The organism is Mesorhizobium sp. LSJC280B00 (assembly GCF_000502835.1).
Classification (GTDB): domain Bacteria; phylum Pseudomonadota; class Alphaproteobacteria; order Rhizobiales; family Rhizobiaceae; genus Mesorhizobium.
Genome location: NZ_AYVL01000021.1, coordinates 1 through 26,152, shown reverse-complemented (window position 1 = coordinate 26,152; position 26,152 = coordinate 1). Strand labels below are relative to the sequence as shown.

At 61.6% G+C, this 26,152-nt stretch carries 25 protein-coding genes and 1 pseudogene; 12 read left to right on the top strand and 14 right to left on the bottom strand.

The features are described 5' to 3' along the window. Nucleotides 1-45 precede the first annotated feature (45 nt). From X773_RS64065 to X773_RS64055, 3 genes are read right to left on the bottom strand one after another with little or no spacing between them, the layout of a single operon-like run. Nucleotides 46-885, bottom strand: coding sequence for an ABC transporter ATP-binding protein (locus X773_RS64065; protein ID WP_023678789.1), 840 nt, complete (start codon nucleotides 883-885; stop codon nucleotides 46-48). Continuing rightward, nucleotides 879-1,907 carry an iron ABC transporter permease gene (locus X773_RS64060; RefSeq protein WP_023678788.1) on the bottom strand — a complete coding sequence of 343 codons (1,029 nt, stop codon included), beginning with the start codon at nucleotides 1,905-1,907 and terminating at the stop codon, nucleotides 879-881. The genes X773_RS64065 and X773_RS64060 overlap by 7 nt, the downstream gene beginning before the upstream one ends. 35 nt (nucleotides 1,908-1,942) lie before the next feature. Further along, a complete protein-coding gene (locus X773_RS64055) occupies nucleotides 1,943-3,052 on the bottom strand; it encodes an ABC transporter substrate-binding protein (RefSeq protein ID WP_051406191.1) in 1,110 nt (369 codons plus the stop codon). 143 nt (nucleotides 3,053-3,195) lie between these two features. Here X773_RS64055 and X773_RS64050 point away from each other — a divergent pair, with 143 nt between their 5' ends. Further along, nucleotides 3,196-3,987, top strand: coding sequence for a class I SAM-dependent methyltransferase (locus X773_RS64050; RefSeq protein ID WP_023678786.1), 792 nt, complete (start codon nucleotides 3,196-3,198; stop codon nucleotides 3,985-3,987). Between the two features lie 159 nt (nucleotides 3,988-4,146). On the opposite strand, the gene X773_RS64045 is transcribed toward X773_RS64050, so the two are convergent. Continuing rightward, nucleotides 4,147-4,545: a type II toxin-antitoxin system VapC family toxin gene (locus tag X773_RS64045; RefSeq protein ID WP_023678785.1), complete on the bottom strand. Its 399-nt coding sequence runs from the start codon at nucleotides 4,543-4,545 to the stop codon at nucleotides 4,147-4,149. Continuing rightward, the gene (locus X773_RS64040; protein ID WP_023678784.1) at nucleotides 4,542-4,808 is read right to left on the bottom strand and encodes an AbrB/MazE/SpoVT family DNA-binding domain-containing protein; all 267 of its coding nucleotides are present in this window, start codon (nucleotides 4,806-4,808) and stop codon (nucleotides 4,542-4,544) included. The genes X773_RS64045 and X773_RS64040 overlap by 4 nt, the downstream gene beginning before the upstream one ends. Before the next feature lie 434 nt (nucleotides 4,809-5,242). Here X773_RS64040 and X773_RS64035 point away from each other — a divergent pair, with 434 nt between their 5' ends. The 10 genes from X773_RS64035 to X773_RS63990 all read left to right on the top strand — a co-directional run bounded on the left by X773_RS64035 (nucleotide 5,243) and on the right by X773_RS63990 (nucleotide 17,742). Then, on the top strand, nucleotides 5,243-6,082 hold the full coding sequence (locus X773_RS64035; protein WP_023678783.1) for a hypothetical protein: 840 nt from the start codon (nucleotides 5,243-5,245) through the stop codon (nucleotides 6,080-6,082). 657 nt (nucleotides 6,083-6,739) lie between these two features. Beyond that, nucleotides 6,740-7,786 carry an NAD(P)-dependent alcohol dehydrogenase gene (locus X773_RS64030; RefSeq protein WP_023678781.1) on the top strand — a complete coding sequence of 349 codons (1,047 nt, stop codon included), beginning with the start codon at nucleotides 6,740-6,742 and terminating at the stop codon, nucleotides 7,784-7,786. 342 nt (nucleotides 7,787-8,128) lie between these two features. After that, the gene (locus X773_RS64025) at nucleotides 8,129-9,040 is read left to right on the top strand and encodes a sugar ABC transporter permease (protein ID WP_023678780.1); all 912 of its coding nucleotides are present in this window, start codon (nucleotides 8,129-8,131) and stop codon (nucleotides 9,038-9,040) included. Beyond that, nucleotides 9,040-9,939: a carbohydrate ABC transporter permease gene (locus X773_RS64020; protein WP_031212286.1), complete on the top strand. Its 900-nt coding sequence runs from the start codon at nucleotides 9,040-9,042 to the stop codon at nucleotides 9,937-9,939. Before X773_RS64025 ends, X773_RS64020 begins: the two co-directional genes overlap by 1 nt. A gap of 46 nt (nucleotides 9,940-9,985) precedes the next feature. Next, nucleotides 9,986-11,515, top strand: coding sequence for an extracellular solute-binding protein (locus X773_RS64015; protein WP_023678778.1), 1,530 nt, complete (start codon nucleotides 9,986-9,988; stop codon nucleotides 11,513-11,515). 64 nt (nucleotides 11,516-11,579) lie between these two features. Then, nucleotides 11,580-13,109 (top strand): FGGY-family carbohydrate kinase, encoded by a 1,530-nt coding sequence (locus tag X773_RS64010; protein ID WP_023678777.1) that lies wholly within the window; start codon nucleotides 11,580-11,582, stop codon nucleotides 13,107-13,109. Then, nucleotides 13,102-14,427, top strand: a complete 1,326-nt coding sequence (locus X773_RS64005; protein ID WP_023678776.1) for an iron-containing alcohol dehydrogenase — start codon at nucleotides 13,102-13,104, stop codon at nucleotides 14,425-14,427. Before X773_RS64010 ends, X773_RS64005 begins: the two co-directional genes overlap by 8 nt. Nucleotides 14,428-14,504: 77 nt before the next feature. Further along, nucleotides 14,505-15,587 carry a sn-glycerol-3-phosphate ABC transporter ATP-binding protein UgpC gene (ugpC, locus tag X773_RS64000; protein ID WP_023678775.1) on the top strand — a complete coding sequence of 361 codons (1,083 nt, stop codon included), beginning with the start codon at nucleotides 14,505-14,507 and terminating at the stop codon, nucleotides 15,585-15,587. Next, complete coding sequence (locus tag X773_RS63995) at nucleotides 15,588-16,646, top strand: hypothetical protein (protein WP_023678774.1); 1,059 nt, start codon at nucleotides 15,588-15,590, stop codon at nucleotides 16,644-16,646. It abuts the gene before it with no gap. Between the two features lie 97 nt (nucleotides 16,647-16,743). Then, entirely contained in the window at nucleotides 16,744-17,742 is a 999-nt protein-coding gene (locus X773_RS63990; RefSeq protein ID WP_198023607.1) for a sugar-binding transcriptional regulator, read from the top strand. A gap of 52 nt (nucleotides 17,743-17,794) precedes the next feature. On the opposite strand, the gene X773_RS63985 is transcribed toward X773_RS63990, so the two are convergent. The 6 genes from X773_RS63985 to X773_RS77500 all read right to left on the bottom strand — a co-directional run bounded on the left by X773_RS63985 (nucleotide 17,795) and on the right by X773_RS77500 (nucleotide 23,074). Next, the gene (locus X773_RS63985; RefSeq protein WP_023678772.1) at nucleotides 17,795-18,526 is read right to left on the bottom strand and encodes an ATP-binding cassette domain-containing protein; all 732 of its coding nucleotides are present in this window, start codon (nucleotides 18,524-18,526) and stop codon (nucleotides 17,795-17,797) included. Nucleotides 18,527-18,528: 2 nt separating this feature from the next. After that, nucleotides 18,529-19,509 carry an ABC transporter permease gene (locus X773_RS63980; RefSeq protein ID WP_023678771.1) on the bottom strand — a complete coding sequence of 327 codons (981 nt, stop codon included), beginning with the start codon at nucleotides 19,507-19,509 and terminating at the stop codon, nucleotides 18,529-18,531. Nucleotides 19,510-19,706: 197 nt separating this feature from the next. Then, nucleotides 19,707-20,690 carry a sugar ABC transporter substrate-binding protein gene (locus X773_RS63975; protein ID WP_023678770.1) on the bottom strand — a complete coding sequence of 328 codons (984 nt, stop codon included), beginning with the start codon at nucleotides 20,688-20,690 and terminating at the stop codon, nucleotides 19,707-19,709. A gap of 39 nt (nucleotides 20,691-20,729) precedes the next feature. After that, nucleotides 20,730-21,935 carry a mandelate racemase/muconate lactonizing enzyme family protein gene (locus X773_RS63970; RefSeq protein ID WP_023678769.1) on the bottom strand — a complete coding sequence of 402 codons (1,206 nt, stop codon included), beginning with the start codon at nucleotides 21,933-21,935 and terminating at the stop codon, nucleotides 20,730-20,732. A 14-nt stretch (nucleotides 21,936-21,949) separates the two neighbouring features. After that, nucleotides 21,950-22,669 (bottom strand): FadR/GntR family transcriptional regulator, encoded by a 720-nt coding sequence (locus tag X773_RS63965; RefSeq protein WP_023678768.1) that lies wholly within the window; start codon nucleotides 22,667-22,669, stop codon nucleotides 21,950-21,952. 57 nt (nucleotides 22,670-22,726) lie between these two features. Next, the gene (locus X773_RS77500; protein WP_198023615.1) at nucleotides 22,727-23,074 is read right to left on the bottom strand and encodes a hypothetical protein; all 348 of its coding nucleotides are present in this window, start codon (nucleotides 23,072-23,074) and stop codon (nucleotides 22,727-22,729) included. On the opposite strand from X773_RS77500, the gene X773_RS63955 reads away from it, so the two are divergent. Next, nucleotides 23,013-24,002, top strand: a complete 990-nt coding sequence (locus tag X773_RS63955) for a Tim44 domain-containing protein (RefSeq protein ID WP_023678766.1) — start codon at nucleotides 23,013-23,015, stop codon at nucleotides 24,000-24,002. The two genes, X773_RS77500 and X773_RS63955, sit on opposite strands and share 62 nt — an antisense overlap. A 285-nt stretch (nucleotides 24,003-24,287) precedes the next feature. Here the strand turns inward: X773_RS63955 and X773_RS63950 are convergent, their stop codons facing one another. The 3 genes and pseudogenes from X773_RS63950 to X773_RS78340 all read right to left on the bottom strand — a co-directional run. Continuing rightward, the gene (locus X773_RS63950) at nucleotides 24,288-25,403 is read right to left on the bottom strand and encodes a Fic family protein (RefSeq protein ID WP_023678765.1); all 1,116 of its coding nucleotides are present in this window, start codon (nucleotides 25,401-25,403) and stop codon (nucleotides 24,288-24,290) included. A gap of 107 nt (nucleotides 25,404-25,510) precedes the next feature. Further along, nucleotides 25,511-25,648: a hypothetical protein gene (locus X773_RS77495; protein WP_198023606.1), complete on the bottom strand. Its 138-nt coding sequence runs from the start codon at nucleotides 25,646-25,648 to the stop codon at nucleotides 25,511-25,513. Between the two features lie 24 nt (nucleotides 25,649-25,672). Continuing rightward, nucleotides 25,673-25,968: pseudogene (locus X773_RS78340) on the bottom strand (MarR family transcriptional regulator); the annotation flags it as partial. Nucleotides 25,969-26,152 lie beyond the last annotated feature (184 nt).

The following is a 26,152-nucleotide window of genomic DNA, read 5'->3' as shown; positions in this document are numbered from 1 at the left end:
GTCTGTCAGTGCGCGCGTCGATCAACCGGCATAATGCGGTTGCCGTCACGCGGCCGGAACGGCTGCCGCTTCGATTCTGCTCCTAATCCCGGATTCGGTTTCCGCTGCCGACATAATGGCCGTCCGACGCCCATTCGCCACGCCATCCACGATGACATGGCCGATGCCGCGCGAGCACGGCTCGATGCGGGCGTTTAGGTGATAAATGTCCCGCAGCAGATCGGATGTGATGACGTCCGGCGATGACCCGCATGCGACCAGCCGGCCGTCCGCGATGACCATTGTCTGATCGCTGAAGCGCAGGGCGTGATTGAGGTCGTGCAGGGCGATCAGCACGACCATGCCTCGCGCCTGAGCAAGTTGCCGCATGAGACCGAGCACCTCCACCTGCCGCGATAGATCCAGTGCTGATGTCGGTTCGTCCATCAGCAGGATCTCCGGCTCGCGCACCAGCGTTTGTGCCAGGCTGGCCAGTTGCCGCTGGCCGCCGGAAAGCTCGCCAATGTTGCGGAAAGCGATGTCGGCGATGCCTAGCGCCGCCAGCGTCTCGTCGATGCGAGCCAGATCATCGTCGCCCACAGACCAGCCCATACCCTGCTTGCGGGCGAGCAACACTGACTCATAGACGGTGAGCACCGCGTTGGCGGACGTTTCCTGTGGCATGTAGCAGATGCCGCTCTTCCCGCGAATGGCCCCCTCGACATGCATTGCTCCCGGTCCGTCCAGGAGGCCGGCGATGCGCCTGAAGAGCGTCGACTTCCCGGCGGCATTCGGACCGATCACGGCCACGATGTCTCCGCCCTCGAACGCAGGCGTCGTAACATCGCGAAGCCGGAGGCTCGTGCCGTAGCGCGCGCCGAGCGCCTCGAGCCGGATCGTCACCATGAGCGCCTCGTGCTGGACAGGATGAGCGAGATGAAGAACGGGATGCCGATCAGCGAGGTGACGATGCCGATCGGGAAGACCGTCCCAGGGATAAGCGACTTGCTGACGACCGAGCTAGCCGACAGGATGAGCGCGCCCGCAAGGGCCGAGGCGGGCAGGAAGAAGCGTTGGTCCTCGCCGATGACCATGCGCGCGATGTGCGGGCCCACGAGGCCGATGAAACCTATGGTGCCGACGAAGGCGACGGGAATGGCGGCGAGGAGGCTCACCAGGATGAGCGTCTCGAGCCGCAGGCGACCGACCTTGACGCCGAAGCTGGCCGCCTTGTCCTCACCGAGCCTCAACGCCGTCAACGCCCAAACGCGCCGGGCGAAAATGGGTAAGACTGCGTGAAGAATGAATGTGGTGACTGCAAGCTTGGGCCAGGTGGCCTTGGTGAGGCTGCCCATTGTCCAGAAAACGACCGCCGCCAGCGCTTCCGCCGACGCGAAAAACTGGACGAGCGCGAGCAGCGCGTTGAAGGTGAAAACCAGCGCGATGCCAAGCAGCACGATGGTCTCCGCGCTGACGCCGCGCTTTACGCTCAGCACGTGAATGAGGAAGGCCGCAACCATCGCCATCACGAAGGCGTTGATCGGCACAACATACTCGACTGCGGTGGGGAGAAGCCTCACCCCAAAGGCAAGTGCAAGCGCGGCGCCGAAGCTCGCGGCGGCGGATATGCCGAGCGTGAAGGGGCTGGCCAGCGGGTTGTTGAGGATGGTCTGCATCTGCGCGCCGGCCACGGCGAGCGCCGCCCCGACGACAATGGCCATCAGGGCCACCGGCATGCGGATGTCCCAGAGCACCACGCGCACCTGCTGCGGCACCGTGTCGGGAAACACAAGCGCCCCCACGACCTCGCCAAGTCCGTAGCGGGCGGGACCGACCGCAAGGTCGACGCACAGGCTGAAGAGCAGGGCAGCGCCGAGGCCGGCAAGGATCAACTGCCGCCGCCAGACGAGAGCGCGGCCCTCGTCCATCGGCGCTGTCGAGCGCGGTGTTGACGGCCGTCGATTTAATCGACATCGGTCAGCGAGACCCAGTGGCCTGGCCGGTATGCGACGGGCAGGAATTTCTCGTGCAACTCCCTGAAGGTCGCCTCGGGATCGAGATCGGCGAAAAGATCCGGATGCAGCCACTTCGCCATCTGCTGGATGGCCACGAACTGATACGGGCTGTTGTAGAACTGATGCCAGATGGCATGCACCGCGCCGTCCTCGACGGCCTTCACGCCGGTCAGCGCCGGCCGCTCGGTCAGCGCCTTCAGCTTGCGCAGCGCCTCTGCCTGATCACGGCCGGGCCCGACGCCGACCCAGGCACCGCCCGGCACATAGGCTTCCCACCATCCGCCGGTGACGATGATCTGATCCGGGTCGGATGCGATGATCTGTTCGGGATTGAGCGTGCCGAACGTGCCGGGGATGATATCCTTGGCGATGTTGTCGCCGCCTGCCATCTCGACGAATTTGCCGAAATTGTCGTCGCCGAAGCTCATGCAGCAGTCAACGGAATAGCCGCCGGCGCGTTCGATGAAGACCTTGGGCCTTTCCGGCTTGGCCTTCTCGATGACAGCGGTAACGCGCGCGATCTCGGCGGCGCGCCAGGTGATGAATTCCTCGGCGCGCTCCTCCTTGCCGAACAGCTTGCCAAAGAGGCGCATGCTGGGTTCGGTGTTGGAGAAGGGGCGCTCGCGGAAATCGACATAGACCAACGGAATGCCGGCAGCCGCGAGCTTCTCGATATACTTGCCGTCTTCCGTAGCCTGCTTCGACTCGATATTCATCAGGATGACGTCGGGCTTGAGCGACACCGCCTGCTCGACGTCGAAAGTACCGTCCTTGAAGCCTCCAAAAGTCGGGATCTCCGCCATCCTGGGGAATTTTTCCAGATAGGCGGCGTAGTTGTCCGGATCCGCTTGGCTGAAATCCTCGCGCCAGCCAGCGATGCGCTTGAACGGATCCTCGGTGTCGAGTGCCGCGACGAGATAGACCTGCCGGCCCTCACCCAGGATTACCTTCTCGACGGGGACGTTCACCTCGACCTGGCGGCCCGTGATGTCAGTCACTGCAACCATTTCGGCCCTGGCGGCCAGCGTCATCGACAGGGCGACGATAACGGCCGACATCGTCCCTGCTGGGATCTTTCCAAAATTCATCGCGCCCTCTCTTGAAATGGATTAGCCAGAGGTGGCTTATAAAAGATGACTTCAATTCTCAAGAAATATCTTTTAGAGCCATTCCAGACTGGTACGACGACAAGGGGGCTGGAATGGCGGGCGAGCCCAATTATTCGCTGCGGGACGAGATACGCGACTATTGGTCGACGCGCGCCGGAACATTCGATCTTTCGGTGGGGCATGAAATCTTCTCACAGCGGGAACGCCTGGCTTGGCACAGGCTGATGCTCAAGCACTTGGGGCGCGGGGATGGGCGTCGCGCGCTCGACCTCGCGTGCGGCACCGGGGTCGTATCTCATCTTATGCACGACCTGGGTTATGCGGTGACCGGGCTCGATTGGTCAGAGACCATGCTTGCTCGCGCGCGTGCAAAGGCGACGCAGAGGGAAAGCGGCATCCGGTTTCTGATCGGCGACGCCGAGCGCACCCTTGAAAACGGAGAAAGCTATGACGTCCTCGTCACTCGTCATCTCGTCTGGACGTTGGTCGATCCGCGAGCGGCATTCGCCGAATGGTTCTCGCTGCTCAAGCCTGGCGGACGGCTGCTGATCATTGATGGTGATTTCGTCAGTAAGACCTGGGTAACCTCTCTGCGACAAGTCCTGGAAAGGGCCGTTGGCCGGACAGTCGAGCCGGTCCACGGACTGGATCAGGTGATGGCGGACCGCCATCGCAGCATCCTGTCGCGGCTGCACTTTTCGCACGGCGCCAAAGCGGACGAGGTCTGCGCGCTTCTCGTGGAGGCTGGCTTTGAGATGCCAGTGGTCGACACCCGGCTCGGCGCGATTCATCGCGCCCAGGCACGGCACATGAACTTCCTCAGGGCGCTGGAACGCTCGACGCAGCATCGCTACGCGATCTGCGCGACCAAGTCGGCCTCGTAGTTGGGAAATTTCTAACGATTTCCACAACCATCTATCGGCGATTGTCGGCTCTCACCGCGCCATTCTTGATCTGACAGCCGTACCGCAGACAGAATCCGATTGCTCGCAGCGGCCTCTAAAGACGCGACAGCACAGGGCGAGAGACCACCGCGGAAAGACTTAGAAAAGAAGCTGTACGGATTGTCCCTGCGCCGAGAGCAGTTTGACGGCCTTCCGGTCAAACGAGACGAAAGTCTCCCCGCCAAGCCAGCCGCCGTCAAAAGCGATCACGCCGTCCGCGAAATCGCCGCCGGCATCGAGGACTGACAGCCCTGCCTCAACTGCCGGCCGGTTGACGACAACATTCGCGGTGTTCAGCAACGCCCGGATCGCCGCGGCAATATTTTCGCGCTCTGTCTGGTACTGCCGGGCCAGAACCCAGGCGAACTCGCACAAGGCCTGCAAGCTCACGGCCACGATGTCCGCTTTGGCCAGCAGGTCGACGGCAATGGCCGCCTGCCCCTCATCATCGGCGACATAGGCGCGCAGCAGCACATTCGTGTCGGCCGTAACCCTCATTCCTTGCCGGACCCGGCCGCAGCGCCCGCTTCCGCTATCGCCTCGTTGAGCTCCTCGATGCTGAGCACCCGGCCGTTCGTCTTGCCTCTGAGGAAGCCGTGGAGGTCCCGGAACGACCCCTTCGCCCGTGCAGCCCTCAATTCCGCCCGACCGTCGGGCAGCAGATCAAGCTCGATCTTCTCGCCCGGTTTGATGCCCAGATGTTGCAGCACGTCCTTGCGGAACGTCACCTGTCCCCTTGTCGTCACTGTCAACGTTGTCATATTAAAAATTTCCTGTTCATCGCGATAAGATAATGCAAATCTGCATTATTATCAATGCTGATGGTCGGGGCCGAGCTTGGCGTCCATGCGGCGACTGAATCGCCGGGCACGGGCGATGGCTATGGAGATTTCGATTTTCGGCTGGTGTCGGGAATGGCGCGACCGCCGCCGGGAAGCGAGGGAAGGCAGCGTCAAGTTCGAGCCAGAGATTAAGTAGAACGAAGCCATCGCCGCATAGGCGTCTGCCTGCGTGGGTATGGACGGATTCACTCATGCGCAATATGAATTATGAATGGAGATAAGCCTGCCGTGGCGCTCACATTTTCGCCGTGTCGCTGAGGCAGGTGACGCTCGTTCAATGACGCTGCGCAGGGCGGGTTGGCCTTCTGGTCTAACGCCGCCCGCAGAAGTGTCGATATCAGGGGATCTGGTCAATGACCGACAACAAGCCAGACGTTACCAAGGATTGGCAAGCGACGCAGGGCCAGAAGTCCTCCGCCACGCGTCTTCGCCTTTTCGCCGCACTCTCGTGGATCGTCGCCATTGGCGGCGAGATCTACGGAATTATGCTGCTTCGCCAGAACAAGTTCGACCAGGGACACCTGCCGCTGGTCATCGGGCTTCTGGTCGGCATCGCGATTTTCGCAATCGCCGGCAACTTGCTATGGAAGGCGGCCAACAGGCACGATCCGGCTCGTGCATCCGACGCGGCCAGGTTCTTCTTCCAAAACCAGCTCGGCGCAATCATCACGCTGATTGCCTTCCTCCCGCTGGTTTTCCTGATCCTCACGGACAAAAACATGGATCCGCGGACCAAGAAGGTTGCCGGCGGCGTCGGCGCTGCGCTGGCGGTGCTCGCGACGGTCATGGGGATCAGTTTCAAACCCCCGTCGGTCGAACAGTACACCCAGGATATGAACGCATGCGCAGCGCAGATCAAGTCGGGGCAGCCCACCACCGCCTGTTCGCCCGATGTCGCTGCTCAGGCGCAGGCGATCGCGACGGACACCGCCGCCGTGGCGGCGGCGACGCGGGACGCGAGCCACCCTGCCGGTCAGGATGTCGTCTACTGGATCGCGCCCGAAAACGGAGCCGCGAAGTCCACCGAGCCGCATGTTTTCCACCTCTGCGCAGGTGTGAGCCCGCTGAAGGACAAGACTGTGAATAGTGGCTCCGTGACGGAGGCCTACGCACAGAACGCCGTCCGCATCACGAAGCAGATCGATATGGAACAGAAGCAGTGCGGGTTCACCGCCACAACCAGCACCAACTGAACCCGTCTGCACTCGATCGGGTCCAGCCGTTGGTCTTGTCGAGAAGGATGGCGCGTAAGCGCAGGCTCAGTATTGACTCGCCGAAGCAACGCCAAATGCCGGGATCGCCCGGCTGGCCAATATTGTCCAACTGCAAACTTGTCCGCGGCGGCAATGACCTGGCGTCTTACGCACGGCAGCTTCCGGCCTGAGCGCTTCGAATGGAGAATGACGTTAATGAAGCGCATTGCCGCCCGGCAGCATTATGGGCCGGAAGCGAACCGGGAACTTCTGGCGCCCAAAAAACGATAGCGGACATTTCACCTGGTGGGCCGCATCGACCAGAAGCGGATTGGGCAAGCGTTCCATGGCATGTAGCGTCGGGTGTCGCGCACCTGCTGGACCCCTGTTGATGACTGACCGATGCTGGCTTGGAGGGTGGGGAGTGGGGAGTCTCGGGGCGAACGACTATTTCATTCCGCCGAGGGCATTCGGCAGCGGCAAGGCCGGCCTTCAAAGTCCTTTGGCCGGGAAGTTGGTACGGATAGTCGGAATCAGGCAACACCCCTGTTTTCCGAGCTGGATTTTGAAGCCGTGAATGAGCGGCTATGATGAACGCGCCGAGTGCAAGTAAGGTCACGAAGGCCCCTACAATCAGCTTTAGAGGAGACTACGTCGATGACGAACGTGCGCGCCCTTGTCCTCGAACGCCAACACGAACTCAAGCTGCGTGACATCGATCTGCCACAGACCGTCGGCCCGGGCGAAGTTCGCATCAAGATCCATACGGTGGGCATCTGCGGCTCCGACGTGCACTACTATACGCATGGCCGCATCGGCCCGTTCGTGGTCGAAGCGCCGATGGTCTTGGGCCATGAAGCCGCCGGCACCGTCGTCGAAACGGGGGAAGGCGTCGAGCATCTGAAGGTCGGCGACCGCGTCTGCATGGAGCCTGGTATCCCCGATCCCAATTCGCGGGCGAGCCGGCTCGGCCTCTACAACATCGATCCAGCGGTCAGGTTCTGGGCAACGCCGCCGATCCACGGCGTGCTGACGCCCCATGTCGTCCACCCCGCCAACTACACTTTCAAACTGCCCGACAATGTCAGCTTCGCCGAAGGCGCCATGGTGGAGCCCTTCGCTGTCGGAATGCAGGCGGCTGCCAAAGCAAAGATCGCGCCGGGCGACACGGCGGTGGTTATTGGCGCAGGGCCGATCGGCACGATGGTGGCGATCGCGGCGCTCGCCGGCGGCTGCGCCCGCGCCGTTGTTGCAGATCTCGCCCAACCCAAGCTCGACATCGCCGGCGGCTATCAAGGCGTGATCCCGGTCAACGTCCGCGACAAGAACCTGGCGGCGGAGGTAAAGCGCCTGACCGATGGCTGGGGCGCCGACGTGGTGTTTGAATGCTCGGGCTCGTCCAAGGCATGGGAGACCCTGCTCGATCTGCCGCGGCCCGGTGGCGCGGTAGTGGTGGTCGGCCTGCCGGTGGCGCCGATCGCATTCGATGTCGCCACCGCCTCGACCAAGGAAGTCCGCATCGAGACTGTGTTCCGATATGCCCACCAATATGAGCGGGCAATCGCGCTGATGGGGTCGGGCCGGGTCGACCTAAAGCCACTCATTTCGTCGACCTTCCCCTTCGAAGATTCCATCACCGCCTTTGACCGCGCAGTCGAAGCCCGGCCCGCGGACGTAAAGCTTCAGATCCTGTTGCCGGATTAAGGGGAGTTCCAAAAGCGCCCGGGTTGTCCTCCCGATCTCCTCGATGCTTTCGTGGCCTTCCGGGCTGCCAAAATTGGCGGCGGCCCTGAGCGCGTTTGAGGCTGGTGCACGGCATTTGCCGGCGGCGTTTCCTCCAAAAACAACTCCATACCCGGCAATCACGGCATCCTCTGGGACCACGAGCAAATCCCTTGAGCGCTGACGGAACCGACTTGACAATTCGGCGGCCGTCCGACACGTTCTTAACAAAAGGCACAACAAACTTACAAAAGTTCAAGTTGGCACAATCTGGCCGATAGGGAGAAGGCCGATGCGTCTCTGTGACCGAGCGGAGATTTGCGCGTGAGCACGGTGACCGTGACCCGCGAAACGCCCAGATGGGCCCTGCCCCGGTTCATGACGGCCGAGCATCCTTTCCCTTGGCTCGCGCCGATCACGGTGATGCTTCTCGTTTTCGGCATCTATCCCCTCGCCTATTCGGTTTGGCTGTCGTTTCACAAACGCAATGTCGTCTCCCGGCAGCTCGACTTCGCGGGGCTCCACCAATGGACGCGCGCCTTCTCGGATGCGCGTATGTGGCATTCGCTGGAAACCACGCTGATCTATACCTTCGTCGCGCTTGCGGTTCAGCTTGCGCTCGGCATCCTCATCGCGCTTCTGCTTGACACCGATCGCAAAGGTTACGGGGTGCTGCGGGCGCTGATGACACTGCCGCTGGTGGTGCCGCCGGCGGTGACCGGAATGATGTTCCTGCTGATGCAGGACGGTTCTTTCGGTGTCCTGTCGTTCTACCTCTATGCCCTCGACCTGATCTCGCCGGCACAGCCGATCCTGACGCAGCCCGGAACCGCATTAGCGGCGATCCTGCTGGCAGACATATGGCAGTGGACGCCGTTCATGGTGCTCATCATCCTGGCAGGGCTCAGGGCGCTGCCGAAGGAACCTTTCGAGGCCGCGGCGATCGACGGTGCCAACGGCATCCAGACGTTCTTGCGCCTCACATTGCCGATGCTGCGCAAGGTGATAGCGGTCGCGGTGCTGATCCGCGGCGTCGATCTCTTTCGCATCTACGACTACGTCTACATCATCACCGCCGGCGGGCCTGGCACGGCCACCGAGACGCTTTCATTCTACGCTGGCCGCATCTACTTCACCGGAGACTTTCCCTACGCCGCGACCCTGTCGCTGATCGTGCTCGTCGTCTTGATCGTCGTGTCGAACCTCTTCGTCAGGCTGTTCAAGGTGAGGTTCTGATGGAGTCGTCGCGCGCCCAAACGATCGCCCGTGACGTGCTCGCAGTCCTGGTGGTGGCGATCTTTATGTTCCCGATCGCGTGGTGGGCCCTGTCGTCCATCAAACCCTATTCGGCGATCTTCGACCGCAGCGGACCGGTCTACACCGGTTTCACGCCGACGCCGGACAATTACCGCGTGACGTTGCTTGGCGTTTCGCGCGTCGACATCGGCATGGAACAGGGCGGCGAGGCGGCCGGGGTCATCAAGGGTGGCGCCAGTTCCTACGATTCCCGTCAGTCGTTGCTCGACAGCGCCATTATAGCCGTCGGATCGACGGCGCTGACGCTGCTGCTGGCAACTCTGGCCGCCTATTGCCTGTCGCGAATGCAGTTCAGCGGCCAGCAGTCCTTCCTGTTCTGGATTCTCTCGCAGCGCTTCATGCCGCCAATCGCGATCGTCATTCCGATCGTTTTCATGTTCCGCGATCTCGGCTTGCGCGATACTTATACGGGGCTCATCCTCGTTCACAGTTTGATTAACCTGCCGCTGGCGGTTTTGCTTTTGAAGTCGTTCTTCGACGATGTTCCGCGCGAGGTTGATGAGGCGGCGCTGATTGACGGCGCGACGCGCTGGCAGACGTTTCGACGCGTCGTCCTTCCCATGGTCAAGGGCGGCATCGCTGCGACGGCCGTGCTGTGTTTCATCTTTTCGTGGACCGAGTTCCTGCTCTCACTGTTCCTGACAACGTCGATCCGCACTGTGCCGGTGAAGATCTCGACCTTTGTCACATCGACCGCGACCGAGTGGGGCTACATCACAGCGCTCGGCACATCCGCGATCATACCCAGCTTCATCTTTATCCTGCTGGTTCAACGACATCTGGTCCGCGGCCTCACCCTCGGATCGCTGAAGGAGTGAGGCGCAGACGAGAAGAACGACGACAAAACGCAATGGAGGAACGATCATGAGCTTCAGTGAACACGACAAGAAGACATTCGTCGCCGATACCTGCAATGACTTTACGGCGCGCCGAATAACCAAACGCGACTTCATGAGGAAGATGGCGCTCGCTGGTGTCGGCTTTTCCGCCTTCGGATCGGCCATGCTAGGTGGGGGCCGCACCAATCGGGGGATGCTGGGCCTCGGGGTTGAAGAAGCCCGCGCCCAGGACGCCGATATGCTGAAGTGGCTGGCCGACGTCGGCAAACCATATGCCGGCACCAAAATCCGCTACACCTCGGAAGCGACGCCGCCAACGATTGTTGCCAACCAGCTTGTCGCAGGTGAATTCACCAAGGCAACCGGCATTGAGGTGGAAGTCGAGATCGTGCCGCTGGAGCAGGTTCTCGCCAAGGCGACGCAAGACGTACAGGGCCAGCTTGGCACCTACGACGTCTACTATCTCGACCAGTCCTGGATGGCGACGTTTGCCCAGGATGTCGTCGATCCGCGCGAGTATTATGACCAGAACAAAGAACTGGCAATGCCCAACTTCGACTGGGACGATTTCTCCAAGCCGCTGGTCGACGGCATTGCCATGTACAACGGCAAACAGTGCGGAATTCCATTCGATATTCCGATCTTCATCCTGATGTACCGCAAGGATCTTTTCGACAAACACAACATTGCGCTGCCGACAGACCTCGACGCCTACCTCAAGGCCGTGCAGGCGCTCACAGAGGCAGAAAAAAGCAACGGCATCTTCGGCACCGCGTGCCAGGCGAAGTCCGGCCACTATTCGCTGGAATGCGACTGGACCTTCGCATTGTGGGGCCATGGCGGTTCTATCTTCAACAAGGACAAGAAGTTTGTCGGCAATGACGAGCGCGGCGTGGCCGGGCTCAAATTCTATCAGGAGCTGGTGAAGAACTCGCCGCCCTCCGCGACGACGTGGACCTGGGATGGCCAAGGACAGGCCCTGACACAGGGACAAGCCGCCATGGCAATCACCTGGGGCGAGGATTTCCCCGGCTTCGACGCCAACGATTCCAAGGTCAAAGGCCTGTTCGAGGCCCTGCCCGCGCCCAAGGAGGTTCCTGGCCGTCGCGCCGCTGCCGATTGCGGCTTCAACGAAATCCCGGCCGTCGGCCACCAGGGTGGCTCGACGATTTCGCTGTCGCAATATTCCAAGAACAAGGAAGCGGCATGGCTGTTCATGCAGTGGGTCTGCTCGAAGGATGTGATGGCGCGGGTGTCGACGCTCGGCGGCGGCGCGTCGCCGATGCGCAATTCCTCTTTTACAGATCCTCGGGTCAAGACGAAGGCCGTTGTTGGCCCCGGAACGACACGCCATTTCGACGCGATCAAATACACTATCGACAACCAGATGGGATCGGAGCCGGACATGCCGATCTGGGCGGACCTGTCGAACAACGACATTCCGGTTGAGCTCGGCAAATTGCTTACGGGCCAAGACTATGGCGGCGACGCCAAGGCATGCCTGGATGCCATTGCCGGCATTGTCGACGGCAAAGTCAAGGATGCCGGTCTTTAGCGGGTAATCGGTGATTTGGGCGAAGGCGGTTCGACCGCCCTCGCCCGTTGGCAACGTGGCGGCAATGGTTCCTGATCTCGTCATCGGCATTGATTCCTCGACCTCGGCAACCAAGGCGATCGCCTGGGACCGCAATGGTCTGGCCGTGGCCGAAGGTCGTGCACCGCTTGCAATGTCCAACCCGCGTTCGGGCTATTTCGAGCAGGATCCGGCCGAATGGTGGGCCTCGACGGTCACGGCGCTTCGTGGTGTCGCGGCAACAGTTTCGCCGGGACGCATTGCCGCCCTTGCGATTGCCAACCAACGCGAGAGCTTCGGCCTTTTCGACGAGCAGGGCCAGGCGGTCGGGCCCGCAACGCTCTGGCTCGATGAGCGCGCCCGTGGGAAAGCACGGCGCTTCGGCGAGAGTTTCGGCGCGGCACGCGTCCACGCAATATCCGGCAAGCCACTGGACGTTATTCCTTGCCTTTACCGCATGATCTGGTTCCGCGAGCAAGAGCCCGAGATTTTTGCCCGGGTGGAGCGAATGGCCGAAGTCCACGGCTATCTGGTCTTTCGCTTGAGCGGCCGGTGGGTGACGTCCACCGCATCCGCGGACCCGATGGGCATACTCGATATGCGAGCTATGGACTGGTCGAACGATATACTGGACGCAGCCGGCGTCGCCCGGCGCATGATGCCGGACCTGGCGCGGCCCGGCACCGTTCTGGGCCAACTGACTTCGGAAGCGGCCATGCTGACGGGCTTGCGGGAAGGCACGCCGATCGTCGCCGGCGGCGGCGACGGTCAATGCGCCGGCACGGGCGCGGGTGTGTTGCAGCCGCGATGCGCTTACATCAACCTCGGCACGGCGGTCGTCTCCGGCAGCTTCGGCACGGACTACGTCCACGACCAGGCCTTCCGCACCGAAACGGCGGTTGCCGATGATGGCTATATCTACGAGACGTGCCTTCGCGCCGGCACTTTTCTCGTCGACTGGATGGCGCGCGAAATGCTTGGCGTCGATCTGCATGGCGCAAATGATGCCCTGGAGACGCTCGAGGCCGAAGCCGCTGCCAGCCCGATCGGCGCAGGCGGCATAATGCTCCTGCCCTACTGGCAGGGCGTCATGGATCCGCACTGGGATAGTGCTGCCCGTGGTGTTATTGCCGGGCTCTCCGGCTCGAGCCGCCGCGGTGACATGTATCGCGCCGTACTGGAAGGCATAGCTCTGCATCAGGCCGCGACAAGTCAGCGGGCGGCTGCGGCTGCCGCCCAGACCATCGACCAGTTCATAGCGATCGGCGGAGGAGCGAAGTCCGACCTGTGGATGCAAATTCTGGCGGATGCACTCGATCGTCCCATAAAGCGTTCGACGACCGTCGAAGCCTCCTCGCTTGGCGCGGCGATGGCGGCGGCAAAGGGCGTGGGCTGGTTTTCCACCATCGCCGAAGCGTCACTCGCAATGGCCAGCGAGCCGGCCAAAACCTTCGAACCGGACACGAAACGGGCCGCGCTTTACGCCGAACTTCTTGCGATCCATGCCGATCTTTGGCCAACGCTTTCAGCCTGGAACCAGCGCCTCGCGGCCTTCATGGAGGCCGATCATGGCTGAAACGACCAACTGGAACGCGTTGATCGAGGACGTTGTCGCGGGACGCTGGACAGATCCCAAGACCGGCGCGGCCGCGGTCCTGCCGTTCCAGACGATCGAACTGCTGGAGACGACGGAGGGCCGCGAGTCGGATCTCGTTGCGCCCCTGGCGCTAGGCAGCCGCATCGCTGTTGTGTCGGATATCAACACCGTCGATGTGATGGGCAGGCGCGTCGCGAAGGCGCTGCGTACCATCGCCGACATCGATGAAATCGTGCTGCCTGACGGCCTCGACTGCGATGAGGCAATGATCCAGATGGTCAGGGAGAAGACGCGTCACGCCGACGGGGTCGTGGCCGTCGGGTCGGGCGTCCTCAATGACGGCTGCAAGCATGCAACCTTTCTCGACGAGCGGCCCTATGCCGTCTTCGGCACGGCAGCCTCGATGAATGGCTACGGCGCCTCGACAGCGTCGGTGACCTTGGCCTCCGGGCTCAAGATCTCGCTGCCCTCGCATGCTCCGCGGGGCATCTTCCTGGACCTTGGCGTGTCGGCCGCAGCGCCCGCCTGGCTCAGCGCCGCCGGGCTTGGCGACAGCCTCTGCCGCTCAACCGCCCAGATCGACTGGTGGGCTTCGCATCGGCTGTTCGACACTTACTATTCCGAGGTGCCCTACCTGCTGCAGGCGGGCGATGAGGAACCGATGCTGGCCCATGCGCCTGGCCTTGCCAGGCATGACATCACCGCCGTCGGGCATCTCCAGCGCGTCCTGACGCTGTGCTCGATGGGCGTGTGCTTTGCCGGCGTTTCCCATCCCGGGTCCATGGGAGAGCACCAGATTTCCCATTGGGTCGACATGTTCGCGGGAGAGCGTCATCCCGGCACCACGCATGGTCAGCAGGTTGGGGTTGCCTCGCTGGTCATGGCTCGTCTGCAAGCGCGGCTGCTGGACATGAAAGAGCCGCCGCAGGTGAAGCCGACCGCCATCAACGAAGCGGCGATGCTGGCCCGCTATGGCGCGCAGCTTGGACCACTTTGCATTGCCGAGACGAAGAAGACGGCACTCGACGCCAGCCAGACGGAAATCTTCAACCGCAGGCTTGCGGAAATCTGGCCGGCGCTGCGCCAGGAGGTTCGGCCGATGGCAATGCCGGTCGCCCGCATGGAAACGGCGCTCAAGGCTGCCGGGGGGCCGGTCACCGGCGCGGAACTAGGCCTGCCGCGAGCGCTTTGGCACGACGCCATTCGCTATTCGCGGGAAATCCGCGGTCGATGGTCCTTCATCAATCTGGCCGCCGATGCGGGACTCTTGGAAGAGTTTCTGGAGAGCGAATGGTGAGAGCGCATCCGATCGCCAATAGCTCGCATGGCGAAAATGCGATCCAACCGGCAAGGGCAATCGAAGGGTAGCAATTTATGGCGTCTGTCACCATCAGCAACATAAAGAAGGACTATGGCGCCCTCTCGATTATCGATGGACTCGATCTCTCGATCGAGGATGGCCAGTTCGTCGTTCTGTTGGGGCCGTCCGGCTGCGGCAAGTCCACGCTGTTGCGCATGATAGCCGGTCTCGAGCCCATCACGTCCGGTGAGATCGCCATAGGCGACAGGGTCGTCAACACGCTCCACCCCAAAGACCGCAACATCGCGATGGTCTTCCAGAACTACGCGCTTTACGCGCACATGACCGTCTTCGACAACATGGCCTTTTCCATGCAGTTGAAGAAACGCCCAACCGAAGAAATCAAACAGAAGGTCGGATGGGCGGCATCGATCCTCAATCTGACCCCCTATCTGGAACGGTACCCTCGCCAGCTTTCGGGCGGTCAGCGGCAGCGCGTCGCCATGGGCCGCGCCATCGTGCGGGACCCAACTGTGTTCCTGTTTGACGAACCACTGTCCAATCTCGATGCCAAGCTGCGGGTGCAGATGCGCACCGAAATCAAGGAACTCCACCAGCGGCTGAAGACCACCACCGTCTATGTCACGCATGACCAGATCGAGGCCATGACCATGGCCGATGTCATCGTCATCATGCGCGACGGCCATATCGAGCAGATCGGGCGCCCGCTCGATGTCTACGATCGCCCGGCAAACCTCTTCGTCGCCTCTTTCATCGGCTCGCCCGCAATGAACATGTTCCATGGCGAGGTGGCTTCCGAGCGCGACGCCTGGGTGGTGCGGACCGACGAGCTATCCCTCCCGCTCCCGCCAGGGGCTGCGGTCCGGCCCGGCCAAAAGGTGATCTATGGCATTCGGCCCGAACATCTTCGACCAGTGGCTGACGGGCGCGGCATCCCGGCGAGGATTACGGTTGTCGAGCCGACTGGCCCCGAAATCCACATCTTTGCCAGCATGGGCAACACCGCGATCTGCTCGGTGCTGCATGACCGCATGGAGCTCTCTCCAGGAGCTGTAATCCATTTGGAGCCGGCGCCTGAGCGAATCCACCTGTTCGACGAAGATAGCGGCGAGCGGCTGGACAAGGGAAGAAGTTGAATGGCGCGGATCATCATCCTCGGCGCCGGCGTCATGGGCTCTGCCATGACGCTTCCGGCCGCTCACGCGGCTAACCGCATCACTCTTGTCGGGACCCATCTCGATGAGGAGATCGTCGGCTCGGTGGCCAGCACAAGTCATCATCACCCACGCCTCAACATCACTCTGCCTGATGTGGTAACCGCCTGTTCCTGGACCGAATTCGGGGCGGCGATGAACGATGGACCCGATCTGCTTGTACTCGGCGTCTCGTCGGCCGGCATTCCTTGGGCGATCGACCGCATTGCAGAAAGCATCAAGTCGCCCGTACCGATACTGATGATTACGAAAGGACTTGCAGCAAGCGACGAAGGCGTGGAAATCCTGCCACATCTGCTTGCCCACGAGGTCGAGCAACGCACTGGCTTGTCTGTTCCGGTGATGGCCGTCGGCGGACCGTGCATTGCCGGCGAACTGGCCGCACAGCGCGACACCTCTGTGATCGTGGCCGGGCATGATCCCGACCAGGTGGCCGCGGCGTCCCGCATTCTGCGCGCGCCTTTTTATCATGCGCGATCGTCATCCGATCTCGTCGGCGTCGAGATCTGCGCTGCGTTCAAGAATTTCTACACACTCGCCGTTGGGGCTCCCGTCGGGCTGCTCGAGCGCGACGGCAAGGCGCCCAATGGCGCACTCATGCACAACCTAGCCTCGTCACTTTTCTCGCAGTCCCTCGCCGAAATGGCGATTCTGGTCGAAGCTCTGGGTGGAAAGGTCGAAACAGTGCTGGGGCTGGCCGGCTCCGGCGATCTTTATGTGACCTGCCAGGCGGGCCGTAACGGTCGCATGGGGCGCCTGCTCGGCCGCGGCCTGCCATATTCGGTGGCGAAGCGCGAACATATGAGTTCGGACACGGTCGAGGGCGCGCAACTGGCGCTGGACCTTGGTCCGACTTTGAAGAATATGATGGCCCGGGGTGTACTTCCCCACGATCGCCTGCCGCTGACGAGGGCCATCATCGACGCAATTTGCCATGATGCTCCGCTGGTTTTGTCCTTCGACCGCTATCATCGAGGCTAGCGGAGCCGGGAAACTCGATTGATGCCTCATATCGATGAGCACATGGCTCCGCCGAGCCGCTCTGGACCCGCTGCCGCGGAGTGGACAGGATGATCTGATGGAGAAACCCGCACGAAAGAAACGCGACGGCCGCCAAGCCGTAACGAGTTCCGTCACGTCCGATCGCGAGGAAGGGCTGCTCGTGCGCGCCGCCTGGCTTGCTTATGTCGGTGACCTCACCCAGGCGCAAATCGCCAAGTCTCTTGGCCTGACACGCCTTCGCGTCAACCGGATGCTGGCGCATGCCCGTCAGCGGGGGATCGTTCAGATTCGCATCAATTCCAAGGTGGCGAACTGCATCGAGCTGGAGAACCGGCTGCGGGACGCCTATGGCGTTTCCGACCCAATCGTGGTTCCGACACCGCCCGATCCTACCCTGGTGCCACAGGTCATCGCGGCCGCCGCCGGTGAAGCCCTGTCGCATAGAATCCGTGACGGGATATCGGTGGGCGTGGGATGGGGACGGACGCTCCAGCTTAGTCTGCGGTCAGTGACCGTACGCCCCGTCAGAGGGATGTCGGTCGTTTCCCTGCTCGGCGGGCTCACGCGTGGATCGGCGATCAACATCTATGAAATCGCCTCGCGGCTCGCGGCGCTTTTCGATGCGGAATGCTTCTACATCGCGGCACCGGTGTTCACGGATACGGAGGCCACGCGCGATCTGCTTATGCGCCAGTCCATTCTGGAAGACGCCTTCACCCATGCCCGCGACGTTGACGCCGCTTTCGTTTCTGTAGGCGCGGTGCACAAGGACGCCACCATCTTTCGGATCGGACTGGTAGGAGACGATGATCTCAGATCGCTGCGCGAAGCCGGAGCCGTCGGCGATATTTGCGGCCACTGGATCGGCGCCGACGGACAACTCGTCGATCACCCGCTAAACAGCCGTGTCATCGGCCTCGCCCCCGAACATCTGCGCGACGTCGACACTGTGATCCTGCCCTCCGGCGGCCTCGACAAGGTTCCGGTGCTGCGCGCCGTGTTGCGTCTGGGAGTCGTCGATGTGCTGATCACCGACGAGAAAACCGCTGAGGCGATCCTTGCGGAAAAGCCGTAGCGCAGACTGACCTCTACCAGCAGAGCGGCTCGCGAGTGATCGCTTCTTCGCGTCACAGAACCTCGTGGATTTCCTCGATCGAAGTCTCGCCGATCCGCTTGTCGAGAACGATCTCGCCGCGCGCCATCGCCACGACCCGGTCACAGCATTCGAAAACATGATGCATGTTGTGGCTGATGAAGACGCTGGTGATGTTCTGGGCCTTGAGGGCGCGAACGAAGCCGATCACCTTTCGCGTCTCCTTCACCGAGAGATGATTGGTCGGCTCGTCGAGGATCATGACTTTCGACTTGAAGTGCATGGCCCGGGCGATCGCGACGCCTTGGCGCTGGCCGCCCGACAGTTCGCCGACCAGCGCATCGGGCGACCTCAGATGCAGATCGACGTCGGCGATCGCCTTGACGCTTTCGTCACGCATGCGCTTCTGGTCCAGGATGCCGATGCCGAAAACCGAGCCCTTCACCGGCTCGCGTCCGATGAAAACATTGCGGGCGATGGTCATGGTCGGGACCATCGAATTGTACTGGTAGATCGTCTCGATGCCGCGATCCATGGCGTCGCGCGGGTTCGAGAAGCGGACCGGTTCACCGTCGATCCTGATCTCGCCGCCATCGGGCTTTTGGGTGCCTGACAGGATGTTGATCAGCGTCGATTTGCCGGCGCCGTTGTCGCCGACGAGGCCCAGCGCCTCGTCTGGATAAATGTCCAGAGTGACGTTCTTCAAGGCGTGGACGCCGGAATACCATTTCTGGAGTCCCTTGATCGCGATGATGGGTGCCGCCATGATCAGGTCTCCACCTTCATTGCCCTGCCCCGCTTTCGAAGCCAGGCGTTCACGACGACCGCGAAGATAGTCAGGAAGCCGATTGCCATCTTGAACCAGTTGGCGTCAACCTGGCTCAGCACCAGTCCGTTGTCGATGACGCGGATCAGGGCAGCCCCGATGATGCCGCCGAAGATGGTGCCGATGCCGCCAGCCAGCGAGGCGCCGCCGATGACGGCAGCTGATACGGCCTGCAACTCCAGCCCCTCGCCGATCGAGGGCAGCGGCGCGCCGAGCCGCATCACCTGAATGGTGCCGGCAAAGCCGGCGAGCACCGAACAGATCATGAAGCAGGCGACCTTCACCCGGGCCGTCGGGATGCCCATCGATTGCGCGGCGGGCAGAAAGCCGCCGGTGGCGCGCACCCAGTTGCCGAAATTCGTGCGCGACAGAAGCACCGTCGCCAGGATTGCCACGGCGACAAACCAGAAGAACGACATGCGAAAGAGGTCGCCCGGCCCCACATAGATCGTAAACAGCCATTTGGGCAGAGCGTTGGCTGGGATAACAGGAGGGAAGCCACCGGAGATTACCACCGTCAGCGAACGCGCGATGAACAGCATGCCAAGCGTGGTGATGAAGCTTGGTATCGCGAAACGAATCGTTATGAACCCGTTGAAGAAGCCAATCAGGGCGGCGATCGCGAGCCCGGCGGCAAAGGCCGGCGCGAACGGCACGCCTGCCGCCAGCATCACCGCCATGGTCATCGGGGTCAGCGCAAATACCGAGCCTACGGAAAGATCAAACTCGCCGCATATCATCAGCAGGGTCACGCCGATCGCGACCAGCCCCATTTCGGGCAGCAGCCCAAGCATTCCGCGCACGTTCTGTGTGTTCAGAAATACGCCGTTCGAGCGAATCTGAAAGACGAGGAGGAGGAGGAGCAGGAACACGACCGCCGCAAGCTCCGGCTTCTCCAGATAAATCTTCATCAAGCGCTTCATCATTCGCTCCGGCTTGGGATTGTTTGCGCTGGCTTGTCGCATCGGCAAGGGGATGGCGGCAGTCTGTCTTCTACCGCCTTTGACGGGGGAGATGCCGTTGGAGGATGGGACGGAGCCGACGCCCAAGGCCGTGCTGCCTGGGCCCTCGCCCTTGCCCTCTCCGCGTAAAGAACGAGGAGAGGACGCCGGCTTCGCGCCTACCGCACGCCTTGTGCGGCCAGTTCCTTGAGCTTTGGCACGTCTTCCTTGACGATGATGCCCTTGCCGGTGTCGATGTCTGCCGGCAGCAGACCGACGTTCTTGGCGAGATAGGCTTCCATCACCGGCATGAAGCCCTGCATGTAGGGCTGCTGGTCGACCTGGACCTGGATGTAACCCGCTTCCATCTGTTGCAGGACTTCCGAGACGATGTCGAAGCCGCCCATCAGCACCTTGCCCGGCTCGATGCCGCGATCGATCAGGACCTGGGCCACGTAGGCATGCCAAAGGCCGGTGTCGAAATACACCGTGGTGTCCGGGTGGGCAGACAGATAGGCGCCAACACGATCGGCGACGACGGCGCCATCTGTGCCGGTGTCGAGCCGTTCAATGACCACTTCGCGTCCGGCATTCGCGGCCTTGTATTCCTCAAGGAACTTCATGACGCCGGCAGCGCGCTGTTCCGACCAGTTCTGACCGGGCGCGGAGACGCCGACGAGCGCCCTGATCTTGCCTTCCTTGGGGAAGAACTCGGACATCTTCTTGCCGAGTTCGTAGCCGGCGGGAATGAAGCCCTGACCGATGAAAGCCTGGCGGGCATTGCCGGCTGCACCCTCGGTGTCGTCGACGTTGGACGCGATGACCGTGACGCCGGCAGCGCGGGCGTCGGCGATGATCTGGTCGAAGGCATTGTTGTCGACGATCGAGGTGATCAGCGCGTCCGGTTTTGCCGCGAGTGCCGCCTGCATGTTGGCCGATTGTTGCTCGATCGAGCCTTCGGTCTGCGTGAAGACCATCTGGCAATTGGCCTGGATCTTGGCGCAGGCGTCGTCAAACCCCTTCTTCACCGCCTGCCAGAACGGGTTCGACGCCGACGAATGATGCGTGAAGACGATGTTCATCGGCTCCTGTGCGCGTGAGCCGATTGCCGAGCCTCCAGCCAGTACTGCTCCCAAGGCTGCCGAGATAAGTAACTTCTTCATGGTTCTCCTCCTCCGTAGAAAGCTGCTTCAGGTTCATTTTCAGAGAGTAGATGCGTCAGTCACCCGTCGAAGCGCCGTGAAGGCGCGATCGATCTCCGGGTTCAGTTCCATGCCGAGGCCCGGTCCGGGAGGCACGGTGATCATGCCGTTCTTCACCTGCGGCAAAGCGGTCACAAGGTCGCGGTACCAGGTCTTGTAAAAGGCCCTGACACTCTCCTGGACAAGCGCGTTCGGCGCATTCAGCGACAGGTGGGTCGATGCGCCGAGCACCACTGGACCGGTGCAGTCGTGTGGCGCGACCGGCAGGTGCCATGCTTCAGCCATGGCAGCGATCTTGCGCGCCTCCGAGAGCCCGCCGCACCAGCTGATATCAAGCATGATGACACCGGCCGCTCCGGTTTCGAGAAGGTCGCGGAAGGCCCACCGGGAACCGAGCGTTTCCGAAGCCGATATCGGCGCCAGCGAAGCCTCGGCATAGCGTTTCAGGCTGGACAGGCTATCCATCCTGATCGGATCTTCGTGCCAGAAGGTCTTGTAGGGGGCAAGCTCGCGAGCGATCTGCATGGCCGGCAGCAGCTGCCACATTGAATGGAATTCAACCATGATGTCCATCTTGTCGCCGACCGCATTGCGGATTTTCTCGAATGGCGCCAGCGCGGAATTCAAGTCGGGCTGCGATATATACTGGCCGCGCGTTTTCTCGGCGGCCATGTCGAAGGGCCAGATCTTCATGGCCGTGATGCCTTCCTCCAATAACGAATGCGCCAGTTCGTCGGCGCGGTGAAGGAAGCCGTTCAGATCATCATAGGCGTCGCCGGGCTTATCGAGCCCGTAGTTGGCCGTCGTCTGCCCGGTGGCCTTCTTGATGTATTCGGTTCCGGCACAGGTGTTGTAGGTCCTGATCTCGTGCCTGGTGAACCCGCCGAGGAGTTGTGCGATCGGCTGACCCGTCGCCTTTCCGAACAGATCCCAAAGCGCGATATCGAAAGCGGAATTGCCCCTGACTTCCGCGCCCGTCGATCGGAAACCGAGATACCCGACGAGGTCGGCGGCAAGCAGGTCGATCTGCAAGGGGTCGCGCCCGATCACGCACGGCGCGACATATTCGTGCAGATAGGTCTCGACGGTTTCAGCCATGAAGAAGGTCTCGCCGAGTCCGACGAGGCCTTCGTTCGTGTGAACCAGGATCCAGAGAAGGTTCGGCCGCTCCTTGAGCCGCAGCGTTTCCAGTTTCGTGATCTTCATTGCGCCCCTGCTCCTCAGGCGATGCCGGCCGCCAGCAGGGCCTTGACGCTCTCGTCAAAGTGCCTTGCCATCAGGTCACGAGCGGACTGAGGATCACCGGTCTCGATTGCTTCGGCGAGGTCGATATGGATCTGGATCATCTCCAACTGCTTGGCATCCGAAGGGCGGCTCCGCCAGCCGATCGGCCAGGTCTGCCGCGATACGCGCTCGAACGCGCCGACGATGAGGCTGAAAACCGGATTCTTCGCAGCCTTGGCGATTTCGAGGTGAAAGGCGAGATCGTGCTCCATGACCTGTTCCGGCCGCTGGAAATTCTCGCGCATGGCGAGCGCGTGCGTCCTGATCCTTTCCACTTCGTCAGCTGTTCTGCGCAAGGCCGCCAGCATGGCGGTGCGGGTCTCAATCGTGCGGCGCACGTCGTAGATCTGCTGCACCGTGATCTGCTCGGTGTGGACGCCATGCTCGATCACCAGTGACATGGCGCCATAATCCAGCTCGGCGACGGTAGCCCGTCTGCCTACCCTCAGGTCGATAAGCCGCATGGCGGCGAGCGAGCTGAAGGCCTCGCGAACCACGGTACGCGAGACGCTCAATTGTCTCGAAAGCGCGGCCTCGCTGGGCAGCCGGTCGCCGGGCCCGAGTTCATGAGCGCGGATATGGCGCGTGATCTCGCCGATCGTATTGCTGACCAGGCTCGCTGCGTCGGAATGTTTTGCGGGTACGGCCGTGCTCACGCAATCTCCAGTTCAGGGCAAACCTGTATGGCAGGTTTTCTAGATGTGTTGTTAGTACTAAGCAAAGCTGTATGTCAACATCCAGTGGCCATCGTAGCCGGGAACTGGTGACCAGAGCTTGCATGACCGATGCTCTTGACGCGACGGAGGCCGGTCGGCCGGGAGCGGCGCCTGCGGGATCGAACAGGCGATCATCTCGCTTGGGTAGGCTGGATTTCTCGTCGTGAACACCGGCGGGCGGCCGACCATGCCGCCCGAAAATATCTCGGCGGGCGATTCACTGATATTTCGATCGACGCACCCCATATGAGCGGAAAGAGTATCACTTGAGGACTTGCCTGTGTTGATTTCGCGTTCGGGACGGTTTGCAGTTTTGTTTGCAGGGTTGTTCCTGGCATTTTCCATGGTCGCTGTGGATCACGCCGATGCGCGCCGTGGCGGCAGCTTCGGCAGTCGTGGCATGCGCACTTTCCAGCCGGTTCCGCCGACCAGAGTTGCGCCGCAACCGGCCGCACCGGTCGAGCGCTCGATGACGCCCAATGCGGCCACGAACAATGCGGCCCGTCAGCCGCAGGCATTCCAGCGCCCGGGCTTCTTCAACGGCCTCGGCGGATCGATGATGCGTGGGCTGCTTCTCGGCGGTTTGATCGGTGTTCTTCTGGGCCATGGGTTCGGCGGCTTGGCCGGCATGTTGGGTCTTTTGCTCCAAGTACTGCTGTTCGGCGGCGCGATCATGCTGGCGATCCGCTTTTTCCGCTCGCAATCGGCGTACAACCCAACGTCTGCTATGGCCGGTGCCTCGCGAGGTGCTGGCAGCTTTGGGCGAAGCGCAGCAGCCCGGCCCGAAACGAGCAACGCCCCAGCTTCCTCCATTCCAGGCATCGGGTCGGGATTTGGCGGAACGAGCCAAGCCAATATTTCCGATGAGATCACTCTCACCCAAACCGATCTGGACACGTTCCAGCACCGGCTGACGGAAGTTCAGGAAGCATTCGGGCGCGAGGATCATGCTGCCTTGCGCCGGTTGGTGACGCCCGAGATGGTGTCCTATCTGTCCGAGGAACTTGCCGATAATGCCAAAAAGGGCGTTAGGAATGACGTATCGGATGTCAGCCTGTTGGAGGCCGATATTGCGGAAAGCTGGCGCGAGGGTGATCGCGACTACGCGACGGCTGCTTTGCGCTATGAGTCTCGCGACGTGACCCGCGATCGCATCAGCGACAAGATTGTCGAGGGCCAGGCCGATCAGCCGACGGAGACAACCGAACTGTGGACCTTTACGCGGCAGAACGGCCGTGACTGGAAACTTGCCGCAATCCAGCAGCCGAGCTGATGTGCCGGCCTTGATGTCTGTCAAGAGTTTTGTTCAGGTTTCTCGCTAGCACTCGAAGGCCAGCCCGCCCCTTCCGCGCGCTTCTTTCCCCCAACGCGCGTTGAGGTAACATTATACCACCGGCTTCAAGCGGGACCGGACAATCAGCATCGCACAGCGCGCCTTTTTGCGTTTCCGGTCTCTTGTAACCCAATCGACGACCTCCTGCCGGGTTGCAGCCCGCCACCCCTCGATGCTCAGGCAGCAGGCTCTTTGACAGCCTGCCTCTTCTTTCTGTATTGTGGTTCACGTGCGGCCCTCAAGAATGTTCAACGCGTAACGTGTGTGTCGCCGTTCGCCGGTTCTTATCAGTGCACCGTTGGCAACGAGGTCCTGCAAATCTCTTGTTGCCGTCGCGCGCGATGCCTGGGTGATGGCGATGTAATTCTCGGCGCTGAGCCCCCCTTTGAACCCGTCGATGCCCGCGCGGAACATCCGGGCGATGACCTTTTCCTGGCGCTCGTTGAAGTGATCCCGGTAGCGTTCGTAAAACTTGCCTTTGGCGACGGAGAATTCGACACGGGCAAGCGTTACGCGCTGCGCTTCAAGGATCGTTTTAGCGAAGTAGAGCAGCCAATCTGTTACCGCGTTGCTCGTGTTGCTGGCCTCCAGATGGTCGTAGTAGGCCTTGCGGCCGCGCTCTATCGTGTAGGCCAACGCGATGAGGCTGGGCTCACCCAGGTTTTGCGCCAGCGCCTTTTCGCAGAGGGCGCGGCCTATGCGGCCGTTGCCATCTTCGAACGGGTGAATGCTCTCGAAATAAAGGTGCGCGATAGCGGCACGCGTCAACGCTGGGAGCGGCGTCTTGCCTTTGGGTGAGGTATCGTTGAACCAAGCGGCGAAGGCGTCCATTTCGGGTTTCACCCGCGCGGAGGGCGGCGCTTCGAAATGAACTTTGGGCTTATCCAGCCGATTGGAAACGATCTGCATGGCATCGGCATGCTGGCGGTAGTTGCCGATGGTCTCGATACGACGCTCACCCGACATCACCATCGTATGCCAAGCGTAAAGAGTGCGATGCGTCAGCGCATCGGCAAAATGCAAGTAGACATCGGCCATCATTTCAGCGATGCCCCGCTCGGCAGGCGGAATGCGCCTGGTCTCGCTGCTCAGACCAAGTTGCTGGCGCAGGGATGATTGCAGGCTTTCGCGGTCGAGGTACTCCCCCTCAATCGCGGATGTCTTCAAGGCCTCTTCGCTGATAAGATCGATACGGATCTGGTCGCGATCATCGGAACCGACATGACGAAAGACGCCTAGGAACTCGCCCGATCGCAACAGGAACTCGCTTTCCAGCGGTTCCAATGCCTTCTTATCGTAGGTAAAATGCGGCCAGTCCGCTTGCTCCCAATTCCATACCATGAGTTACAGGGCACCTTTCTATAACTCACGATAGCAACAATTGTGAGCTATAGCAATCTTCTCTATGCCTCAGAAGTCGCGGCTTTGCCCCCGGCGCGATCCAACGCCTAACCATCCAGATCAATCTCATCATGCTTGTAGGCCGCCGCATTGCGGGCCGCGCTCAATCGTTGCTCGAACGTTTCGGTTTTTTCCCAGCTCAATGAGCGGCTTAAGTTCTTCATACCCCGCACGTGCAGCGACACGCGACGTCGTGCGACGGGATGACAACGGCGTGTGACCAGGCCGCATGTTCCAGCCGCTTGAGCAACGGCGTCAGCGTCGCCGAATCCAGCCCAAGCGCTTCGCCAAGCTCGCCCACGTGCTTGGCGCTCGCTCCCATAGCGCGAGCATCGCCAGATATTGCGGGTAGGTCAGCCCCAGCGGATCGAGCAGCGGCCGGCAAAAGCCGGGTCATCAGCCCGCTTGCCGAATAGAGCGCAAAGCAGAGCTGCTGATCAAGCCGCAGGATCCCGCCGGAAGCCGCCGGAAGGTCCTCGGGTCCGGTTGTGAATGGCGCCTGCATCGCGAGTCATAGGCTGATAACCGTGGGAAGCGGTGATCCGTGCCATTCAACACGCCTCAAGGCCCCGATCAGCCACCCTCGCTTAAACCCAGGACAACTTTGTTGAGGCGATAGTGTGCTGAAGGTTCTGCAAAAAGTTTTGGAGAGAGAACGGCGCTTGCTCTGAGGGGCGAGCGGCCATGGC

Excerpts from the sequence above, each read along its gene's own strand:
- X773_RS64010 (WP_023678777.1), top strand. The coding sequence starts at position 11,580 with ATGGTTCCTGATCTCGTCATCGGCATTGATTCCTCGACCTCGGCAACC.
- X773_RS63970 (WP_023678769.1), bottom strand. The coding sequence starts at position 21,935 with ATGAAGATCACGAAACTGGAAACGCTGCGGCTCAAGGAGCGGCCGAAC.
- X773_RS64055 (WP_051406191.1), bottom strand. The coding sequence starts at position 3,052 with ATGTCGGCCGTTATCGTCGCCCTGTCGATGACGCTGGCCGCCAGGGCC.
- X773_RS64045 (WP_023678785.1), bottom strand. The coding sequence starts at position 4,545 with ATGAGGGTTACGGCCGACACGAATGTGCTGCTGCGCGCCTATGTCGCC.
- X773_RS64050 (WP_023678786.1), top strand. The coding sequence starts at position 3,196 with ATGGCGGGCGAGCCCAATTATTCGCTGCGGGACGAGATACGCGACTAT.
- X773_RS77500 (WP_198023615.1), bottom strand. The coding sequence starts at position 23,074 with ATGGAAAATGCCAGGAACAACCCTGCAAACAAAACTGCAAACCGTCCC.
- X773_RS64035 (WP_023678783.1), top strand. The coding sequence starts at position 5,243 with ATGACCGACAACAAGCCAGACGTTACCAAGGATTGGCAAGCGACGCAG.
- ugpC (WP_023678775.1), top strand. The coding sequence starts at position 14,505 with ATGGCGTCTGTCACCATCAGCAACATAAAGAAGGACTATGGCGCCCTC.
- X773_RS64015 (WP_023678778.1), top strand. The coding sequence starts at position 9,986 with ATGAGCTTCAGTGAACACGACAAGAAGACATTCGTCGCCGATACCTGC.
- X773_RS63995 (WP_023678774.1), top strand. The coding sequence starts at position 15,588 with ATGGCGCGGATCATCATCCTCGGCGCCGGCGTCATGGGCTCTGCCATG.
- X773_RS63990 (WP_198023607.1), top strand. The coding sequence starts at position 16,744 with ATGGAGAAACCCGCACGAAAGAAACGCGACGGCCGCCAAGCCGTAACG.
- X773_RS64065 (WP_023678789.1), bottom strand. The coding sequence starts at position 885 with ATGGTGACGATCCGGCTCGAGGCGCTCGGCGCGCGCTACGGCACGAGC.
- X773_RS63975 (WP_023678770.1), bottom strand. The coding sequence starts at position 20,690 with ATGAAGAAGTTACTTATCTCGGCAGCCTTGGGAGCAGTACTGGCTGGA.
- X773_RS64060 (WP_023678788.1), bottom strand. The coding sequence starts at position 1,907 with ATGGACGAGGGCCGCGCTCTCGTCTGGCGGCGGCAGTTGATCCTTGCC.
- X773_RS63985 (WP_023678772.1), bottom strand. The coding sequence starts at position 18,526 with ATGGCGGCACCCATCATCGCGATCAAGGGACTCCAGAAATGGTATTCC.
- X773_RS64020 (WP_031212286.1), top strand. The coding sequence starts at position 9,040 with ATGGAGTCGTCGCGCGCCCAAACGATCGCCCGTGACGTGCTCGCAGTC.
- X773_RS63950 (WP_023678765.1), bottom strand. The coding sequence starts at position 25,403 with ATGGTATGGAATTGGGAGCAAGCGGACTGGCCGCATTTTACCTACGAT.
- X773_RS63980 (WP_023678771.1), bottom strand. The coding sequence starts at position 19,509 with ATGAAGCGCTTGATGAAGATTTATCTGGAGAAGCCGGAGCTTGCGGCG.
- X773_RS64005 (WP_023678776.1), top strand. The coding sequence starts at position 13,102 with ATGGCTGAAACGACCAACTGGAACGCGTTGATCGAGGACGTTGTCGCG.
- X773_RS64030 (WP_023678781.1), top strand. The coding sequence starts at position 6,740 with ATGACGAACGTGCGCGCCCTTGTCCTCGAACGCCAACACGAACTCAAG.
- X773_RS64040 (WP_023678784.1), bottom strand. The coding sequence starts at position 4,808 with ATGACAACGTTGACAGTGACGACAAGGGGACAGGTGACGTTCCGCAAG.